We start from the raw sequence: 16,227 nt of genomic DNA on the forward strand, positions 1-16,227 counted from the left end.
CTAGGCGCAATGGCTGCGCAGCAGTTGCTTGACCTGCTCGCCGGCGCTGCGCCAGTTCAGCCGTTCGGCGTACTCCCGGTACGCGCCGCGGGCGAGCGCGCCATAGTGCGGCGCGGACTGGAACACGCGCTCGATGTAGTCGCACCACTCGGCCGGATCGGCCTGCAGCTCGAAGGTCATGCCGTTGCGGCGATCGCGTACCGCGGTCGGAATGCCGCCGACCCGCGTGGCCAGCGACGGCAGTCCGAAGGAGCTGGCCTCGGCCAGCACCACGCCGTAGCACTCGGCGGTCGAGGGCAGCAGCAGGAAATGGGCCTCGCTCATCAGCCGCTCGAAGTGGCGCCGGCCCGCTTCCGTGCTCTTGGGCACGAAACCGTGCAGCTTGACGAAGCTGGGTGGTTCGTACGGCGGACGGCAGCCGACCACATGCAGCTCGGTCGGAAGGCCGCGGCGATTCAGGCATTGCGCCACGGCCAGCGCGGTCTCGCCGCCCTTGCGCATCCAGTCCACGCCGACCATCAGCAGCCGGCAGACGCGGTAGTCCTTGCCCAGCACGATCCGCTCGATATCCTGCGAGGTGCGCCTGCATTCGAGGTTGGCGCCGAACGGCACCACCTTGACCTTGGCCGCATCGACGTCGTAGTGGCGCAGCGCGGTGGCCGCGGCCCATTCCGAGCTGAAGATCGCCAGGCGGCAGCGCGACAGCGCCTGCTGCTCGAGCCGATGGCCGTCGCGCAGCGTTTCCTTGCAGAAGTTGCTGAAGCCGGGATAGAAGCCGACCATGCCGTCGAAGGTCGCGTCGGTCCAGATCGCGATCGGACGGTCCGTGTCGAGGCACGACACCGGCAGCGTGCCGGGGCTGAGCACCGCGTCGCAGTGCGCGCCCTCCAGGCGGCGCTGCACGCGCTGCGCGTAGCGGCGCGCCACCGTCGGCGAGCGGTCGCGCTGGTAGTCGCGCCGCAACAGCCGCCGATAGGCCAGCGCCTTGGCGCGCAGCAGGCAGGCCAGCACCGGCCCCTCGTCGACCTTGTCGATCACCTCGGTCTCGATCGCGCTGCTGCGCAGCGCGCGCGGGATATAGCTTGCCGATCCCGACCAGGCGTGGGGATCGGAAGCGTCGTACGTCGTCACGTAGGCCACTCGCATGGTTCTCTCCAGCGGTGGCGGCGCACGCCGGCTACAGGGGTAACTGCATCGCCCGTCTTCGCTGCTCCTGTACCTTCAGCACCACCATGTATTCGTAGATCGATACCAGCACGCAGTAATGAAATCCGGCCTTCCCGTCGATGAAACCGAACTTCAGCAGGTACAGGTACAGAAAGCGCGCCACCGGCCGCATCGGCAGGCGGAACGACAGCTCTTTCAGCGCCCGCCGGCGCGCCGGCGGATCGGAGGCCAACAGCGAGGAAAAACGGAACTTGTCCTCGTCCAGACTGCGGATGGTCTCCAGCGCCTCCCCCATCGAATATTTGTTGTGCTTGTCGAACCAGGCGTCGAAGCCCTTGTTGAAGCTGTAGTGCAGGAAATGATGGCGCAGGAAGCCGACCGACCCGTCGACCACCGGCGCCGGATTGACCAGCCGCTCCCAGCGCACCTTGTCCGGCTGGAAGAAGCGCAGCACCCAGATTGGATAGCCGCCGGCGAAGCGGATCCATTTGCCGAGAAAGTAGTTCTTGTAGCGCACGCGGTAGGCCACGGGCGCTTCGGCCTCGTCGCCCGGCACCCGGTCGGCGATCTCGCGCAGCTCCACCGCCAGCTCCGGGCTGACCACTTCGTCCGCGTCGGAGTAGTAGACCCACCGATGCTTGAAGTCGATGTTCTCGTTGGCCCAGTTCTGATGGGCCGACCAGTTGTCGAACTTGCGCTGGAACACGCGCGCGCCGTGGCGCCGCGCGATCTCCAGCGTCTGATCCGTGCTGTACGAGTCCAGCACGACGACATCGTCGCACCACGACACCGACTCCAGGCACCGTGCGAGGTTCTTCTCCTCGTTCAGCGTCAGGATCAGCACCGACACCTTGGCGGTCTTGCACGGCACGGCATGCGCGCCGTCGGCGGCGGCCTGCGGCGTATCGGGACGCGTCACCGCCTGCGCCGGCAGGCTACGGGCCAGCGGAGCGGTCATTGGCCGTACCTCCGCAGCGCGATGCCGGCGCGCTGCAGCGCCGTGCGCAACTCGGTGGCGCTGACCAGCGGTTCGGTCTCGCAGCGCCGCCAGGGCTCCGCAAAGCCGGGATGGACAGAGATCTCGGTGAGCCCGTCGCGCAGCAGCTCCGGCAGCCGCGCGGCCCAGTCGGTGTTGTCGTGATTGATCGCGCCGTAGTAATGGGTATGGCGCAGCCCGTTGAAGTAGCGCTGGCAATAGTTGTTCATCACCGCCTGGCGCGGATTGGCGGTGAAGTAGAAGTTCTGCGGCCGCCGTACCCATTCGAGGCCGGCCCGTTCGAGTTCGGTGCGCAGCGCGCTGATCACGATGGGAAACTTGTGCAGATGGCCGTGGCTGTCGACATGGGTCACCTCGACGCCGTGGTCGCGCAGCTCTTCGAGCTGCACGCGGAACTCGCGCGCGATATCGTCCTCCGACAGCATCCAGGCGAGCGCGCGCACGCGCTGCCGATGGCTGGCGCGAAAGCGCCCGTCGGGCGTGCACAGCGACGAGGTCCGGCCCGCATGCGGCAGATGGCCGTCGACCATGTTGAAATGCAGGCCGAACGAGAAGCGCCCCCGGTTGCGGCGCGCGTAGTCGTACGCCTGCTGCGACGCCGGCCGGCCGGTCATGATGGTGGCGCTGGTCAGCAGCCCGGCCTCGAAGCAGGCAATGGTGGCGTCGCAGGTATCGGCATCCCAGCCGAAATCGTCGGCATTGAGGATCAGTTCTCGCATGTCAGTCTCCCGGTCAACCGCTAAGGGGCCGCATGCGAAAGCGCCGGTCCGGAATCGCGGTCGGCCGGCGGCGCGCCATCGGCGCGGCCCTGAATGATGTCGAGCAGGCGTTGTCCGACCTGCCTGCTCTGGAAGCGCCGCGCGAACGAGGCCGGCGCGGCGGCGCGCATGCGCGCGCGCGTGGCCGCGTCGGCGGCCAGCCATTCGCGCAGCGCCTGTTCGGTGCCGTCGACCGTGTCGGTGCGCACGATGCCCGCGCCGTCCGCCTCGATCTCGCGCCAGATATTGACCTTGTCGGAGATCAGCACCGGCACGCCGCAACCGAGCGCCTCGACCACCGCGACGCCGAAGTTCTCCTGGTGCGAGGGCAGGCAGAACACTTCGGCGGCATGGAAGGCACCCCACTTCTGCGGGCCGGACAGCATGCCGGTCCACACCACGCGCGGGGCGACGCCGACCCTCTCGGCCAGCATCTCCAGGTCCTCGCGCAACGCCGGCGCGCCCGGGCCGGCAATCACCAGCTGCAGCGCGGGATCGACGTTCGCCACGCGCGCGAAGGCCTCGATCAGCAGATCGCAGCCCTTCTTCTCGTGGATGCGCCCGAAGAACAGCACGATGCGCTTGCCCTCGGTCTGCGGAAAGGCCGCGTGAAAGGCCGCGCGCAGCGTGCCGTCGTCGGCCGGGGGCTGCGCGGTGCCATAGGACGCGATGCGTTCGGTGCAGTGGTACCAGGGAAATGACAGGCGCGCGCGCCGGCGCTCTTCGTCGCAGGTGAACAGCACCCCGGTGGCATGGCGCAGCGCGCGGCGCTCGAACAGCAGCCAGTACACCAGCTTCTTCAGATGCTTGAGCGGATAGCGGGTCTTGAACCAGGGGTCCAGCATGCCGTGGGTGAACACGTAATACGGCACCTTGCCGCGCAGCACCCAGAGCGCGGCCAGGCTGTGGAACTGCCAGAGACCTTCGATGATGACCGCGTCGTAGCGCGTGCCGTGTTCGCGCAGCCACGGCAGCAGGCGCGGGTTATAGGTGTAGATGCCCTTCGAAGGCCCCAGCGCGATCACGTTGAGCTCGCTCTCGCGCACCCATGGCGCATTCGGATCGTCGCCGCAGACGACATCGACATGCACGCCGCGTTCGACCAGCGGCATGCGCAACTGCCGCAAGCCTTCGATCGGGCCGCCGCCGGCCGGATTGATAGTCGCAATGATGTGAAGAAGCTTCATGGCCCTGACCGTATCGGCATGCAGCAGGATGGGATGGCGCACAGCGACGAACATGCCGCGCCAAGACGCGCCGTGCTGGCGGGCGGCGCTCCGTGCCACAAAGCGTAGGCAGCGCGATGGGCAAGCTCTGTTCGTTGGCGCACCCAGCGGGCGTGGCGCGACAGGGTCCCGCGCCGGGCGGATGCCCTCCGCACGAACGGCGGCAGGACGGCGGCAGAAGGGTGGAAGCAGGGTGGAGGGAGGGACGATGCGCCCTGCCTCGCGGTCATCATCCTGATGGTGGAGAACCCACTCATCCATTTGGCGGGCCCCCCGTTCGCGGGGCCCCGTCCGTGTGCGCGGCGCGATCCGTGACGGTGCGGGCCGCTGCTGTTTCAGCGCTGTATCGATGGCCCGGGCGAGGCTGGATCTACTGCGATGGGAACGCCATCGGCGATGACACGAGTTTCAACGCTGAAACATTATCGAACGAGCGTTGTTTCATTATTGAAACTCTAATGGGCGCATTTATTCTCACCCATTTGGGGAGGCTGGAAACGCTTATGGATCAAGGGTTACCGGATTATGAAAAGTGGGGGTAATCCCATCCTTCCGGGTCCCTGGGAGGTGACTTGATTTCGACTGACTCAACCCATAAGATGCCCTAAACGGATTAAAGATAAATGTTTTGGGGTGGGGAACAGGGTCGGCTATCGGGGCCGGCGCACCACAGTGGCCTGGTGATGCCGAGACCGACAGACGGGGGGAAGGCCTGAGCCGCTTCGCCGGGAAGTCGCCTGCGATGAGGCAACTGCATTCACCAGTGTATTTACCTGTTTTCCGCCCACAGATACGGGGGAAAAAGAACATGAATGCACTGTTGATTGAAAGCCATCCCTTGCTCCGGCTGGGCCTGCACCAGATGCTGGAGCGCATCGAGGGGATCGATCAGGTCATCGCGATCGATCCCGCCGATGTCTCTCTTCTTGACGGCACCGACGGCGATACCGACCTGATGGTGTTCGGCATGCCGCAGGATGTCGACGCCGGTTGGCAACTGCTGACCCAGGTCCGCCGCGTGCTCAACGCCCAGCGCGTGCTGCTGCTCTCCGATATGGTGCCGCTGCAGGTTCCGGCTGCCGCCATGGCGCAGGGCGTGTGCGGCTGCCTGCCGAAGTCCGCCTCGCTCGCCGTGCTCGAAGCGGCCATTCGCCTGGCGATGGTGGGCGGCTATTTCGTGCGCGGCAACGGCGCGGCGGGCACGCTGTCGTCCTCGCTGCCGGCCGGCTATGGGGGTCCGGTGGTCGCGCCGCCCTCGCTCGGCGTGCGCCCCACGATGACGGGCAGCGCCACCGTGTCGCCGCATCCCGCGATGCCGGCGTCTTCGCGCAGCGGCATCGTGCCGCCGCACGCTGCCGCGGCCGCGCCGCGTCCCGCACCGGTCGACACCGGCAGCGCGGAAGCGACCTACTACGACGAAGCCGAAATGCTGCAGATCACGCCGCGCCAGTACGAGGTGCTGGTGCTGCTGGCGCGCGGCCATCCGATCAAGACCGTCAGCCGCATGCTCAATATCTCGGTGGCCACGGTCAAGAGCCACGCCTGCACGCTGTACCAGCGTCTGAAGGTGCGCAACAAGGGCGAGGCGGTCTACACCGCGCTGCAACGCGGTGCCAAGCTCGAATGGGTCAACGGCGACGGCGCGGCGCCGGTTGCGTCGGTCACGCGCATGCCGCGTCCGGCGAACGAACGCGCGGAGATTACCGAACTGCCGCTGCAGGCCGGAGGCGGCATGCGCTGACGCCAGGCGGGGTTCGAACGAAGGCGGGCCGGATGAAATCCGGCCCGTTTTTTTTTTTGCGTGATACGCGCGCTTGCGCGAGTTCGAACACTGGCAAGCGCGTCCTCGCCAACCCCTTTCGTTCCCCTTGCGTTGGGCTCCCGATCCACTCCGCATCAAATGTGTGACAACGCACCGATACCCAGTGCCTGCGCGGACACGATGGCAGCATCCGGGGGACATGGCCGTGCGCGTGTCCATGTGCAAGTCGCAGTGGGGGAGGTTGCCATGAAAGCATTGGAACAGCATCAGCAACGCGGTCCACGCAGTGTGCGCCGCGGTCGAGCAGTGGCGGGGCTGGTCGCGGCCGGCGCGATGGGAGCGGCGGCGCTGCTGGCCGGCTGCGCCAGCTCGCCGGGCATGTATTTCGACAAGCAGGCGCCGGTCTCCGCCATCGGCCCCGATGCGGTGCCCAAGATCACGCCGATCACGATGGACCTGGTGCGCGAGCTGCGCAACAACTCGCGCCGCGAGAACGAGAACGTCGAGGAGCTGTTCGCCGCGCCGCAGCCGTATCGCGTGGGCCCGGGCGACATCATCTCGGTGGTGGTCTGGGACCACCCCGAGCTGGTCTTCCCGACGCAGACCTACAGCATCGGCCAGGCCTACGAGCTGCCCGCCACCGGCGGCAGCGCCAACGTGCCCGGCTATGTGGTCAGTCCCAACGGCGACATCCAGTTCCCGTACGCGGGCGTGATGAAGGTTGGCGGCAAGACCGCCAACGAGGTGCGCGACCAGATCGCCAAGGCGCTGTCGCGCGTGGTGCGCGACCCGCAGATGACGGTGCGCGTGCTGGCCTTCCGCAGCCAGCGCGTCTATGTCGACGGCGAGGTCAAGACGCCCGGCATGCTGCCGATCGACGACGCGCCGATGACGCTGGTCGAGGCGCTGAACCGCGCCGGCGGCGTGCTGACGCAGACCGGCGACAGCAGCCGCATCCGCGTGACGCGCGGCGAGCGCAGCTGGTACATCAACATGCCGGCGCTGCTGGCCAAGGGCGTCGACCCGTCGCGCATCCTGCTGCGCAACGGCGACATCGTGCGCGTCGAACAGCGCGAGGACAGCAAGGTGTTCGTGACCGGCGAAGTGCTGCGGCCCACCGCGCTGCTGATGCGCAACGGACGCATGACGCTGAACGAGGCGCTCGGCGATGCCGGCGGCGTGAATCCGAGTTCGGCCAGCGCCGACCAGATCTACGTCATCCGCAAGACCACCGCCGGCGAAGAGCCGAAGGTGTTCCACCTGGACGGCAGCTCGCCGGTGGCCCTGGCCATCGCAGAAGGATTCGAGCTCGAGCCGAAGGACGTCGTCTATGTCGATGCCCGCGAACTGGTGCGCTGGAGCCGCGTCATCAACCTGCTGATTCCGTCGACCCAGCCGGTGATCGGCACGGCCGGCGTGGTCCGATAGGCGGGCGCGATGATCCGAACCATATTGGTGGTCTGCATCGGCAATACCTGTCGAAGTCCGATGGCCGAAGCGCTGCTGCGGCAGGCGCTGCCAACGTGCGAGGTGGCCTCCGCCGGACTGGCACCGCCGGTCGGCGCGGCGGCGCATCCGTGCGCGATCGCGCTGATGGCCGCCGAGGGGCATGAACTGCGCGGGCATCGCGCCCGCGTCGTCGACACGCAGCTGGTGGACTGGGCCGATCTGGTGCTGGTGATGGACCTCGAGCAGCGCGACGAGGTCGAGCGCCGGTTTCCGGATGCACGCGGCCGCGTCTATCGCATCTGCGAGTTCATCGCGGCCGACGTGCCCGATCCCTTCGGCGGTTCGCACAGCATGTTCGCCATCGCACTCGGCTTGATCAAGACGGGCATCGAATCCTGGTCGGTACGCATAAGAGCCATTGCGCCGGCCGAATGTCACGGGGAGGCATCATGAATAGCAACAACATCCGGAGCACCCACTCCGAGCGCGCCGACGAGCGCGATGGCATGGTCGATCTGACCTCCTGGTTCGACGTGCTGGCGCGATACCGCTGGACCTTCCTGACGGTGGCGGGCCTGGTCATCGCGCTCGGTGCGATCTATGCGCTGATCGCGCGCCCGGTCTATCGCGCCGACATCATGGTGCAGGTCGAGGAGAGCACCAACACCACCGCGGCGACCAACCGCGTGGCCGCGCAGATCTCGCCGGTGATCGAGGTCAAGTCGGCCGCCTCCGCCGAGATCGAGCTGCTGCAGTCGCGCATGGTGGTCGGGCGCGCGGTCGACAACCTGATGCTGAACATCGAGGCGTCGCCGCGCTACTTCCCGATCGTGGGCCGCGCGATCGCGCAGAACAACAGCGAGCTGTCGCAGCCGGGCCTGTTCGGCTGGGGCGGATTCGCCTGGGGCAGCGAATCGATCGCGGTCAGCGAGCTGACGGTGCCGGCCGAGATGGACGAGCGCAAGATCACGGTGACCGCGCTCGGCAAGGGCGATTACCGCGTCAGCTTCGCCAGCGATCCGGCCCGGGCCAACGGCAAGGTCGGCGAGCCGCTGACGGTGAAGACGGCCTACGGCCCGGTCAACCTGACCATCAGCAAGCTCGATGGCCGTCCCGGCGCGCAGTTCGAACTGCGCCATCTGCCGCGGCTGGCCGCGATCGCCCGCCTGCAGCAGCAGCTTCACATCATGGAACGCGGCAAGCAGAGCGGCGTGATCGGCGTCACGCTCGAAGGCGATTCGCCGCAGCTGACCGCGGCGATCCTGAACGAGATCGGCATGGAGTATGTCGAGCAGAACGTACGCCGCAAGGCCGCCGAAGCCGAGAAATCGCTCGAATTCCTGCAGGGCCAGATGCCGCAGCTGCGCCAGCAGGTCGAGGCCGCCGAATCGCGCTATAACGCGATGCGCAACCAGCGCGGCACGGTGGACCTGAGCGAGGAATCGAAGCTGATCCTGGCGCAGTCGGTGCAGATCCAGACCCGCCTGCAGGAACTGAAGCAGAAGCGGCAGGAACTGGCGATGCGCTTTGTCGGCGACCACCCCAGCATCACCGCGATCGACAGCCAGATCGACAGCCTGACCGCGCAGCTGAACGGCGTCACCGGGCGCATCCAGCGCCTGCCCGATGTCGAGCAGAACGTGCTGCGCCTGATGCGCGACGTCAAGGTCAATACCGAGCTGTATCAGGCCCTGCTCAACGACGTGCAGCAGCTCAAGCTGATGAAGGCGAGCAAGGTCGGCACCGCGCGCCTGGTCGATCCGGCCAGCGTGCCGCTCAAGCCGGTGCGGCCGAATCGCCCGCTGATCGTCGCGGTGGCGGTGGGCCTGGGCGTGCTGGCCGGCCTGCTGATGGTGGTGGTGCGTCGCTCGCTCGACGGCGGACTGACCGATGCCGACGAGATCGAGCAGCATACCGGCCTGACGGTCTACGCGACGATCCCGCAGAGCCAGCAGCAGGCGCGCAAGTTCGGCGGCGCCAGGCCGCTGCCTGGCCTGCTCGCGCTGCAGGAGCCCGAGGACCCGGCGATGGAAAGCCTGCGCAGCTTCCGCACCGCGCTGCAGTTCGCGCTGGTCGGCAGCCGCAACCGCATCGTGGTGATCACGGGCCCCGCACCGGGCGTCGGCAAGTCCTTCATCGCCGCGAACTTCGCCGCGATCCTCGGTGCCGGCGGCAAGCGCGTCGCGCTGGTCGACGCCGACCTGCGCCGCGGCGGCCTGAACCACCGCTTCGGCTCGCGCCGCTCGCCGGGGCTGAGCGACGTGCTGCTCGGCACGCCGCTGGACAAGGTGGTGCAGCGCCAGGTCGCGCCGGGGCTGGATTTCATCCCGACGGGGACGCAGGCGCCACAGCCGGCCGACATGCTGAACAGCCCGGGCATGGAGGCGCTGATCGATGAACTGAAGTCGCGCTACGACGTGGTGCTGATCGATTCGCCGCCGGTGCTGGCGGCGGCCGATGCCGGCATCCTGGCCAGCAGGGCGGGTGCGGTCTTCCTGGTGGCGCGCGCCGATGTCACCACGGCGAGCGAACTGCAGGCGACCGACAAGGCAATCCGCCATGCCGGCGGCGACGTCAAGGGCGTGCTGTTCAACGGCCTGCATGTGGAAGGCCGCTGGTACCGCTCGCACTACCACTTCGGCAAGTATCGCTATATGAACCAGTACAGCGCGATCAAGGCCAAGCGCGCCTGATCCGCACGGGCTGGCACCCTACCGTCGTATCAACGCCGATCCCCGCCGCGCGCGGGGATCGGCGTTTTGTAGGACAGCCGGCGCGCGCCGCGTAGGAACGCGCTGTCGGTCTTTCGGCCATTTGTAAGGAGTTGTTGAAAGGCGGAAACGGCGACGAGCGCTTGCCATCAAAAATCGAGCGGGCGGCAGCATCCTTCGATCGCGTGCCGCCACCGTCGTCCCCGCGGCCCCATCGGCCGCGGGCTTCGTTCGATAACAACTCAAGAGGTCCGATATGTCCCGAAACCTGACTGTGCGCACCCGAACCGCCCTGGCGGCGCTGGCCGCGGGTCTGATCAGCGCGACCGCCTTTGCGCAGGCGCCGATGGCGCCCTCCACCGGCACCGGTGCCGATACCAGCGTTGGCGCGGGCGCCGCCGCTGGCGCCGGTGGTACTGGTGTCGGCGCTGGCGCTGGTGCCAGTGTTGGCGCCGGCGCCGGTGCCGGCACGATGGCACCCGCCGGCGCGGCCTCGACCATGCCGACCACCGGCCCCGCTCCCGGCAGCGTTCCGGCAGGCATGGTCGCCACGCCGTACGGCCCGGGCGTCTACCAGCTCCAGCCGAAGCTCGATCCGCTGGTCGAGCGGCGCATGGCACGCGCCGAGGCACGCGGCGAGTACCGCGAGCGCAAGTCCGAAGCGCGGCAGGAATACAAGCAGGAAGTGAAGGCCGCCAAGCAGGAACGCAAGCAGGAGATGCGCGAGGCCAACGAGGAGGCCAAGCGCGAACTGACCACGCCGCCGGCGCGCTGATGCGTCGCGGGCCGCCCCTGGCCCCGGACGAAGGCCAAGCGCCAGTCCGGGGTCTGCGGGGGCGGGCCCGCGGGCTAAGCGGCCGAAGACGCGGCCAGCGAAGACGTGGATGTCGCCGCCACCGGCGCCCCGGACGCCGCCAGATGCCGCATCAGGCAAGCCGCAAATTGCGCGCGGCTCTCCGCGAGAAACAGCGAATGGTCCAGCCGCGGCAGTACATGGGCGCGAATGCCGCTCATCGGCGCCAGCGCCTCCAGATGCCGGCCGAAGCGCGCACGCGCTTCTTCCAGGCCGATATCCCCCGCCCCATACAGCAGATCCACGCGCACGCCGCGGCGTTGCAGGCTGTGCATCGCCTCGCGCGCATACACGTCCAGGTCCTGCGTGCCCGGCTCGGCGCCGGCGCGGCTCGACAATAACCGCCGCGCCAGTGCGGCGGCATGCGGCCACGGATCGATCTCGCCGCGCAGCAGCCGCAGCCATTGCGCCGGATTGCGCGCGGCGGCCAGGTAGACCCGCGTCGATTGCGGCTGCGCATCGGCGTCGGCTTCGGCTTCGGCATTTGCCCCGTTGCCGCCGTCCCGGCTGTCCCAGCGGAATTTGAGCAGATTGGCGAGCACCAGCCCATCGATCGGCGCGGCCGCCAATGCCGCCTGCAGCGCGAGAAAGCCGCCCGAGCAAACCCCGGCCGCGACCACGCGCCGGTAGCCGCGCGCCTTGAGCCACGCAGCCGCGGCGGCGACATCGCGCCACGGCTGCTCGCCATAGAGCGCCGCGATCCGCATCGTGCGCGCGGCCAGCGGGCTGTCGCCAAGCGCCGATACGTCCAGCCGCAATGCCGCCACGCCGGCATGGGCGAGCTGGCGCGACAGCGTGACGAACAGCCGGCAATCGCCGACATGGTGGTTGCCGCCGGTGTTTGGAAACAGCACCGCGATGCCGCTCGTATCGGCGCCGTCCTCGGGCGTGCACAGCACGCCGAACTGACGGCCGCCATCGAGCCACACCGGCTGCTCCACGATCCCCTCGACGCGCAACACGGCATCGTCCGGGACATCGCAAGACGGCTTGGCCCGGCGCGCGACCGAAGCGGCCGGGCCCAACCATTGTGCGATCTGCTGCCACGCCTGCTCGGGCACGCTGCTGTTCTCCGCCGAGCGCATCATCGCGGGATACTCGTCGAAGTCGAGCCGCGTCACCTGCGCGCCCTGCGCGCGATAGCGGCCCGCCAGAGCGGCGACCGGGGAACCGCCGCCGGGCCATGCATCGAGCAGCAGCACGCGTGGCGCGGGGCAGGTAGCACGGCGCTCCAGCCGCAGGCTCTCCAGCAAGGCCACCGCATCGGACGGCAGCCGATAGCCCAGCACCTCGCAGCTGCCGTCGCGCGGCGGCGCGACCGGAATATCGGGGATCGCGTTATTGCACCAGCTGCCTTGCAGCGCGCGCAGTTCGCGCAGATAGGCGCGGCCGGTCACCGGCGGTGCCAGCAGGATCAGTCCCTCGGGACGCTGCCCTCCGTCGGCGGCCATTGCCTCGGCGGCCAGCACGGCCAGCGTCGCGCCCAGGCGCAGACCGCACAGCACCACGCGCTCGACCCCGGTATGCGTGCGCAGCGTCTGCACGGCCCGCACGATGCTGTGCGCACAGGCGCTGAGCCGATCGGGACCCCCGTCGGTTCCCGCCGAATCGCCGCAGCCGGGATAGTCGAAGCGCAGCACCGGCATGCCGGCGCTGGCGAGATCCGCGGCCAGATGCCGCCACGCGCGATGCGACCACATCGCTTCGTGGCCCCACGGCGCGCACAGCACCACGCCGGTTGCGCCAGGGCCGGCATGCAGCCAGCCGACGCAGTGGTCGAACGCCACTCGCTTCATCGGTCTTCCCCCGGATGCCGAGAAGGCGCGCGGGCAAGCGCCCGCGCATGCCTTCTCGAAACCGTCTTACTGACTCTGCAATCGTGCGCAGCGTCTACGCAGAAACGGGTACGCTGCCCGCTTCACGCCTTGCCCGCCGCGGCAGCCACGGGACGTTCGAGGGCGCGGGCCGCCGGCGTTGCAGGTGGCAGCGGCATGCCGAGATACGGATTGATGGTGGCGAAGTCCGCGCGGTTGCTGCGGCGCTGCGCCACGCCGTTGATGATGCCGCCCGCGATGCGCGCGTCGGCGCGCGAGAGCCGCTTGAGCGTGTCGTCGACCTGGCCGGGCAGCGTCACGTCGGCGCGCATGACCAGCAGCGTCGAGCCCGCCAGGCTGGCGATCAGCATCGCGTCCGCGACCGACAGCACCGGCGGCGTATCGACGATGACCAGGTCGAAACGCTCCTTGCACTGCTGCAGCGCGTCCTTCAGCGTCGGCAGCATCAGCAGCTCCGACGGATTGACCGGCGTGGCACCGGCGCCAAGGATGCACAGCCCCGCGACCACGGTCGGCTGCACCGCCGCGCCCACCGGAATGCGGCCGGCCAGCACGTCGGACAGTCCCGGCTCGGCGGCCTGGCCGAACCACGTTGCGACCTTGCCGCGCCGCATGTCGGCATCGATCAGCAGCACGCGTTGTCCGGCCTCGGCGAACAGCACCGCAAGGTTGACCGCGGCGAAGGTCTTGCCGGCGCCCGGCGCGGGACTGGTGATCGCCAGCACGGTATCGGGCGCGCCGCGCAGGCCGAAGTACAGCGAGGCCCGCACGCTGCGCAACCCCTCGACCGCCAACGCATGCGGCGAGCGCCGGGCCAGCAGGAAGCGATCGTGCAGCCCGTTGCCATTGCGAGCGCCGGCCTGCGGATCGACACCGCCTTGCGCCTCGGCCAGCGCGGTGCCAGGCGCGGGCGCGGCCAGGCGTTGCCGCGCGGCATCGGCGAGCCCCATCGCCGCCATTGCCCCGAAGCGCCGTTCGAGCTCGGCCTGGCGCTCCAGTTCGGCCTGCTCGTCGCTGAAGGCGACATCGCCGAGCATCGACAGGCCCAGGCGCGCCTCCGCTTCGTTGGCATCGGCGACCACCGGCTTGACGCGCCGGCGCAGCATCACGCCGCCGATCGCCAGCACCAGCGCGGCAGCACCGCCGGCGACCGCCGCCGGCCACGGGCCGACACCGACGGGCACGGTCGAGGCCGCGGCCGCATCGACGATGCGCACCGCGCTGCTGCGGTCGGCCTGCACCAGCGACAGCTGTTCGATCTTGCGGCGCAGGGTCATGTACATGTCCTCGGCCACCTTGACGTCGCGCGTCAGCGCCACCGACTCGCGCTCGGACAGCGACAGGTTCTGCATGCGCTCGTCGAGCTCGCGCCGCTCCCGGATCAGCTGCTGGATCTGGCTGTCGACGGTCTTCACCTCGTTGGCATCGGTGGTGAAGCGCTGCAGCAGCTTGGTACGCTCGAGCCGCAGCGCGGCGATCTGGCGCTGGTACTCCATGCTGCCCTGCAGATACGATTGCGCGTCCTGCGTCGGCTGGATCGAGCCGGAGCGGGAACGGTAGCGGGTCAGCGCCGCCTCCGCGCGTTCGAGCTCGGCCTGCACGCGCGGCAGCTCGGCCGCGAGGAAGGCCAGCGATTCGGCCGCATCGCCGCGCCGCGCACTGGTCTGCCCGCGGATGTAGCCGTCGGCGATGCCGTTGACCAGATCGGCGGCTTGCTTGCGATCGCCGCTCTGCCACGACAGCCGCACGGTGCCGCCCGGCATTTCGCTGACCTTGAGCTGGTTCGCGACGGCGTCGACCGTGGCCACCGGATCGCGCCGCATCAGCGTGAAGCGCGTGCCCGGCCGCGCGTCGATGCGCGAGATCAGCACCTCGACGCCATCGACCGCCGCCGGCTCGCCGACTCGGCCTTCGAGCAGCGTACGGTTGCCATCGCTCAAGCGAAACGCCCCGCCGCTGAGCACCTCCAGCGTCAGCGGCTTGTTCAGCAGCCGCTCGGGCACCGCCAGCGTATCGAGCGCGATGCGCTCGCCGCCCCATGCATAGCCCATCCCCGGCGGCCAGGCGCCGCGCACCTGTCCCGGCTCGGACAGGCGTGCCGCCAGGGCGCCGACCAGCGGCGCGCGCACGGGCTCGGCGGTGATGCCGAGCCTGAGCTGCTCGATCACCGGCGCGGCCACCGCGCGGCTCTTCAGAATGCTGGCGTCGAAGCCGGCCGCGGGAGTCGACGGCGCGCCCGGTGCGCCGGCGACCGCAACGTCAGGCTGCGCGACCTGGATCAGCGCCGCGGCCTCGTAGCGCGGCGGCACCGTCAACGCGGCCAGTCCGGCCACGGCGGCGCCGGCCAGCGTCGCACCGACCAGCAGGCCGGCGCGATCCTGCAGCGCACGCGCATAGCCGGCCGGCCGCTGCGGCACCACGTTGGGAGCCGGCATCGTTCCGGCGAAAGACAACCTGTCCACGGCAATCTCCTGACGCACTGGCGCAGTTCACGCTTCGGCGAGGGCCGGCAGCAGCCGGTCGAACTCGCGCTTGACGAGCTTGTAGCATTCGCACGAATGCGCTTCGAGCCCATGACGATCCAGCACCGTGATATGGCCGCGGCTGTGATGGATCAGGCCGAGGTCCTCCAGCTTGCCGGCGGCCTCGGTCACGCCCTCGCGGCGCACGCCGAGCATGTTGGCGATGACCTGCTGCGTGATCACCAACTCGTTGGTCGCCATGCGATCGAGCGCGAGCAGCAGCCAGCGGCACAGCTGCTTGTTCAGCGAATGATGGCGATTGCAGACCGCGGTCTGCGCGATCTGCGTCAGCACGGCCTGCACGTACAGCAGCGTGGCGCGCTGGATCGTCGGCGAGCGCATGAACTCCTGGCGCAGCGTGCCCGCCGACAGCCGATAGGCAAAGCCGGGCGTGCGCACCTCGACGCGGCACGGCATGGTGTCGCCGCCGGTCAGCACCGGAATGCCGACCAGGCCCTCGTTGCCGATCGCGGCGATCTCGGCCGTCGCGCCGTTTTCCAGCAGCGACAGCATCGACACGATCGCCGTGGTGGGAAAGTACACATGGTGGATGCGTTGACCCGAGTCGGTGAGCAGTTGTCCCGCACGCATCCGCACCAGCTCCAGATGACCCGACAGCGTCTCCCACTCCTTGCGCGGCAGCGAGGCCAGCAGGTGGTTGACGTGCAAATCCGAACGTTGACCGATCATTTCTGTTCTCCCTTCTTGTCCTTTTTGTTGCTGTTTTTCCCCCGCCTCGCACCAGGACCCATCGACGACGTCCGTCACAACCACGAGACAGCGATGCTGACCATGACGGCGACGCGGTGCGGCTTGCGTGCTTCCATTAAGTTCCATCTGTGGGACGCCCAACAGTAGCCGCACGGCTGAAACCTGCTCATCCTTCGGTAGGTGGGAATCGGGAGGGAGCCGCGTTACAGCGGTGCAACCTTTTGGCACGGCGCAGC

At 68.8% G+C, this 16,227-nt stretch carries 12 protein-coding genes; 5 read left to right on the top strand and 7 right to left on the bottom strand.

Translation table 11 applies throughout. The features are described from left to right. The 4 genes from K7G19_RS09030 to K7G19_RS09045 are packed head-to-tail and all read right to left on the bottom strand — an operon-like array spanning position 1 to position 4,109. On the bottom strand, positions 1–1,146 hold the full coding sequence (locus K7G19_RS09030) for a glycosyltransferase family 4 protein (protein ID WP_226106913.1): 1,146 nt from the start codon (positions 1,144–1,146) through the stop codon (positions 1–3). 31 nt (positions 1,147–1,177) lie between these two features. After that, the gene (locus K7G19_RS09035; protein ID WP_149318571.1) at positions 1,178–2,125 is read right to left on the bottom strand and encodes a glycosyltransferase family 2 protein; all 948 of its coding nucleotides are present in this window, start codon (positions 2,123–2,125) and stop codon (positions 1,178–1,180) included. Further along, positions 2,122–2,883 carry a ChbG/HpnK family deacetylase gene (locus K7G19_RS09040; RefSeq protein WP_226106915.1) on the bottom strand — a complete coding sequence of 254 codons (762 nt, stop codon included), beginning with the start codon at positions 2,881–2,883 and terminating at the stop codon, positions 2,122–2,124. Before K7G19_RS09040 ends, K7G19_RS09035 begins: the two co-directional genes overlap by 4 nt. 20 nt (positions 2,884–2,903) lie before the next feature. Further along, on the bottom strand, positions 2,904–4,109 hold the full coding sequence (locus K7G19_RS09045) for a glycosyltransferase (protein WP_150082810.1): 1,206 nt from the start codon (positions 4,107–4,109) through the stop codon (positions 2,904–2,906). Between the two features lie 847 nt (positions 4,110–4,956). Here K7G19_RS09045 and K7G19_RS09050 point away from each other — a divergent pair. The 5 genes from K7G19_RS09050 (at position 4,957) to K7G19_RS09070 (ending at position 10,845) form a co-directional block, all read left to right on the top strand. Then, positions 4,957–5,889 (top strand): DNA-binding response regulator, encoded by a 933-nt coding sequence (locus K7G19_RS09050; protein ID WP_149318574.1) that lies wholly within the window; start codon positions 4,957–4,959, stop codon positions 5,887–5,889. A 354-nt stretch (positions 5,890–6,243) separates the two neighbouring features. Continuing rightward, positions 6,244–7,338: a polysaccharide biosynthesis/export family protein gene (locus tag K7G19_RS09055; RefSeq protein WP_149318695.1), complete on the top strand. Its 1,095-nt coding sequence runs from the start codon at positions 6,244–6,246 to the stop codon at positions 7,336–7,338. A 9-nt stretch (positions 7,339–7,347) separates the two neighbouring features. Then, positions 7,348–7,812, top strand: coding sequence for a low molecular weight phosphotyrosine protein phosphatase (locus tag K7G19_RS09060; protein WP_226106917.1), 465 nt, complete (start codon positions 7,348–7,350; stop codon positions 7,810–7,812). After that, entirely contained in the window at positions 7,809–10,052 is a 2,244-nt protein-coding gene (locus K7G19_RS09065; RefSeq protein WP_149318576.1) for a polysaccharide biosynthesis tyrosine autokinase, read from the top strand. Before K7G19_RS09060 ends, K7G19_RS09065 begins: the two co-directional genes overlap by 4 nt. Positions 10,053–10,326: 274 nt before the next feature. Continuing rightward, complete coding sequence (locus tag K7G19_RS09070) at positions 10,327–10,845, top strand: hypothetical protein (protein ID WP_149318577.1); 519 nt, start codon at positions 10,327–10,329, stop codon at positions 10,843–10,845. Between the two features lie 74 nt (positions 10,846–10,919). Here the strand turns inward: K7G19_RS09070 and K7G19_RS09075 are convergent, their stop codons facing one another. From K7G19_RS09075 to K7G19_RS09085, 3 genes are all read right to left on the bottom strand, one after another. Beyond that, positions 10,920–12,719 carry an alpha/beta fold hydrolase gene (locus K7G19_RS09075; RefSeq protein ID WP_226106918.1) on the bottom strand — a complete coding sequence of 600 codons (1,800 nt, stop codon included), beginning with the start codon at positions 12,717–12,719 and terminating at the stop codon, positions 10,920–10,922. A gap of 122 nt (positions 12,720–12,841) precedes the next feature. Further along, positions 12,842–15,220: a polysaccharide biosynthesis tyrosine autokinase gene (locus K7G19_RS09080; RefSeq protein ID WP_370639512.1), complete on the bottom strand. Its 2,379-nt coding sequence runs from the start codon at positions 15,218–15,220 to the stop codon at positions 12,842–12,844. A gap of 27 nt (positions 15,221–15,247) precedes the next feature. Then, entirely contained in the window at positions 15,248–15,970 is a 723-nt protein-coding gene (locus K7G19_RS09085) for a Crp/Fnr family transcriptional regulator (RefSeq protein WP_006577453.1), read from the bottom strand. Positions 15,971–16,227 lie beyond the last annotated feature (257 nt).

The sequence above is a fragment of the Cupriavidus sp. DB3 genome, assembly GCF_020418465.1.
GTDB classification, from domain to species: Bacteria; Pseudomonadota; Gammaproteobacteria; order Burkholderiales; family Burkholderiaceae; genus Cupriavidus; species Cupriavidus cauae.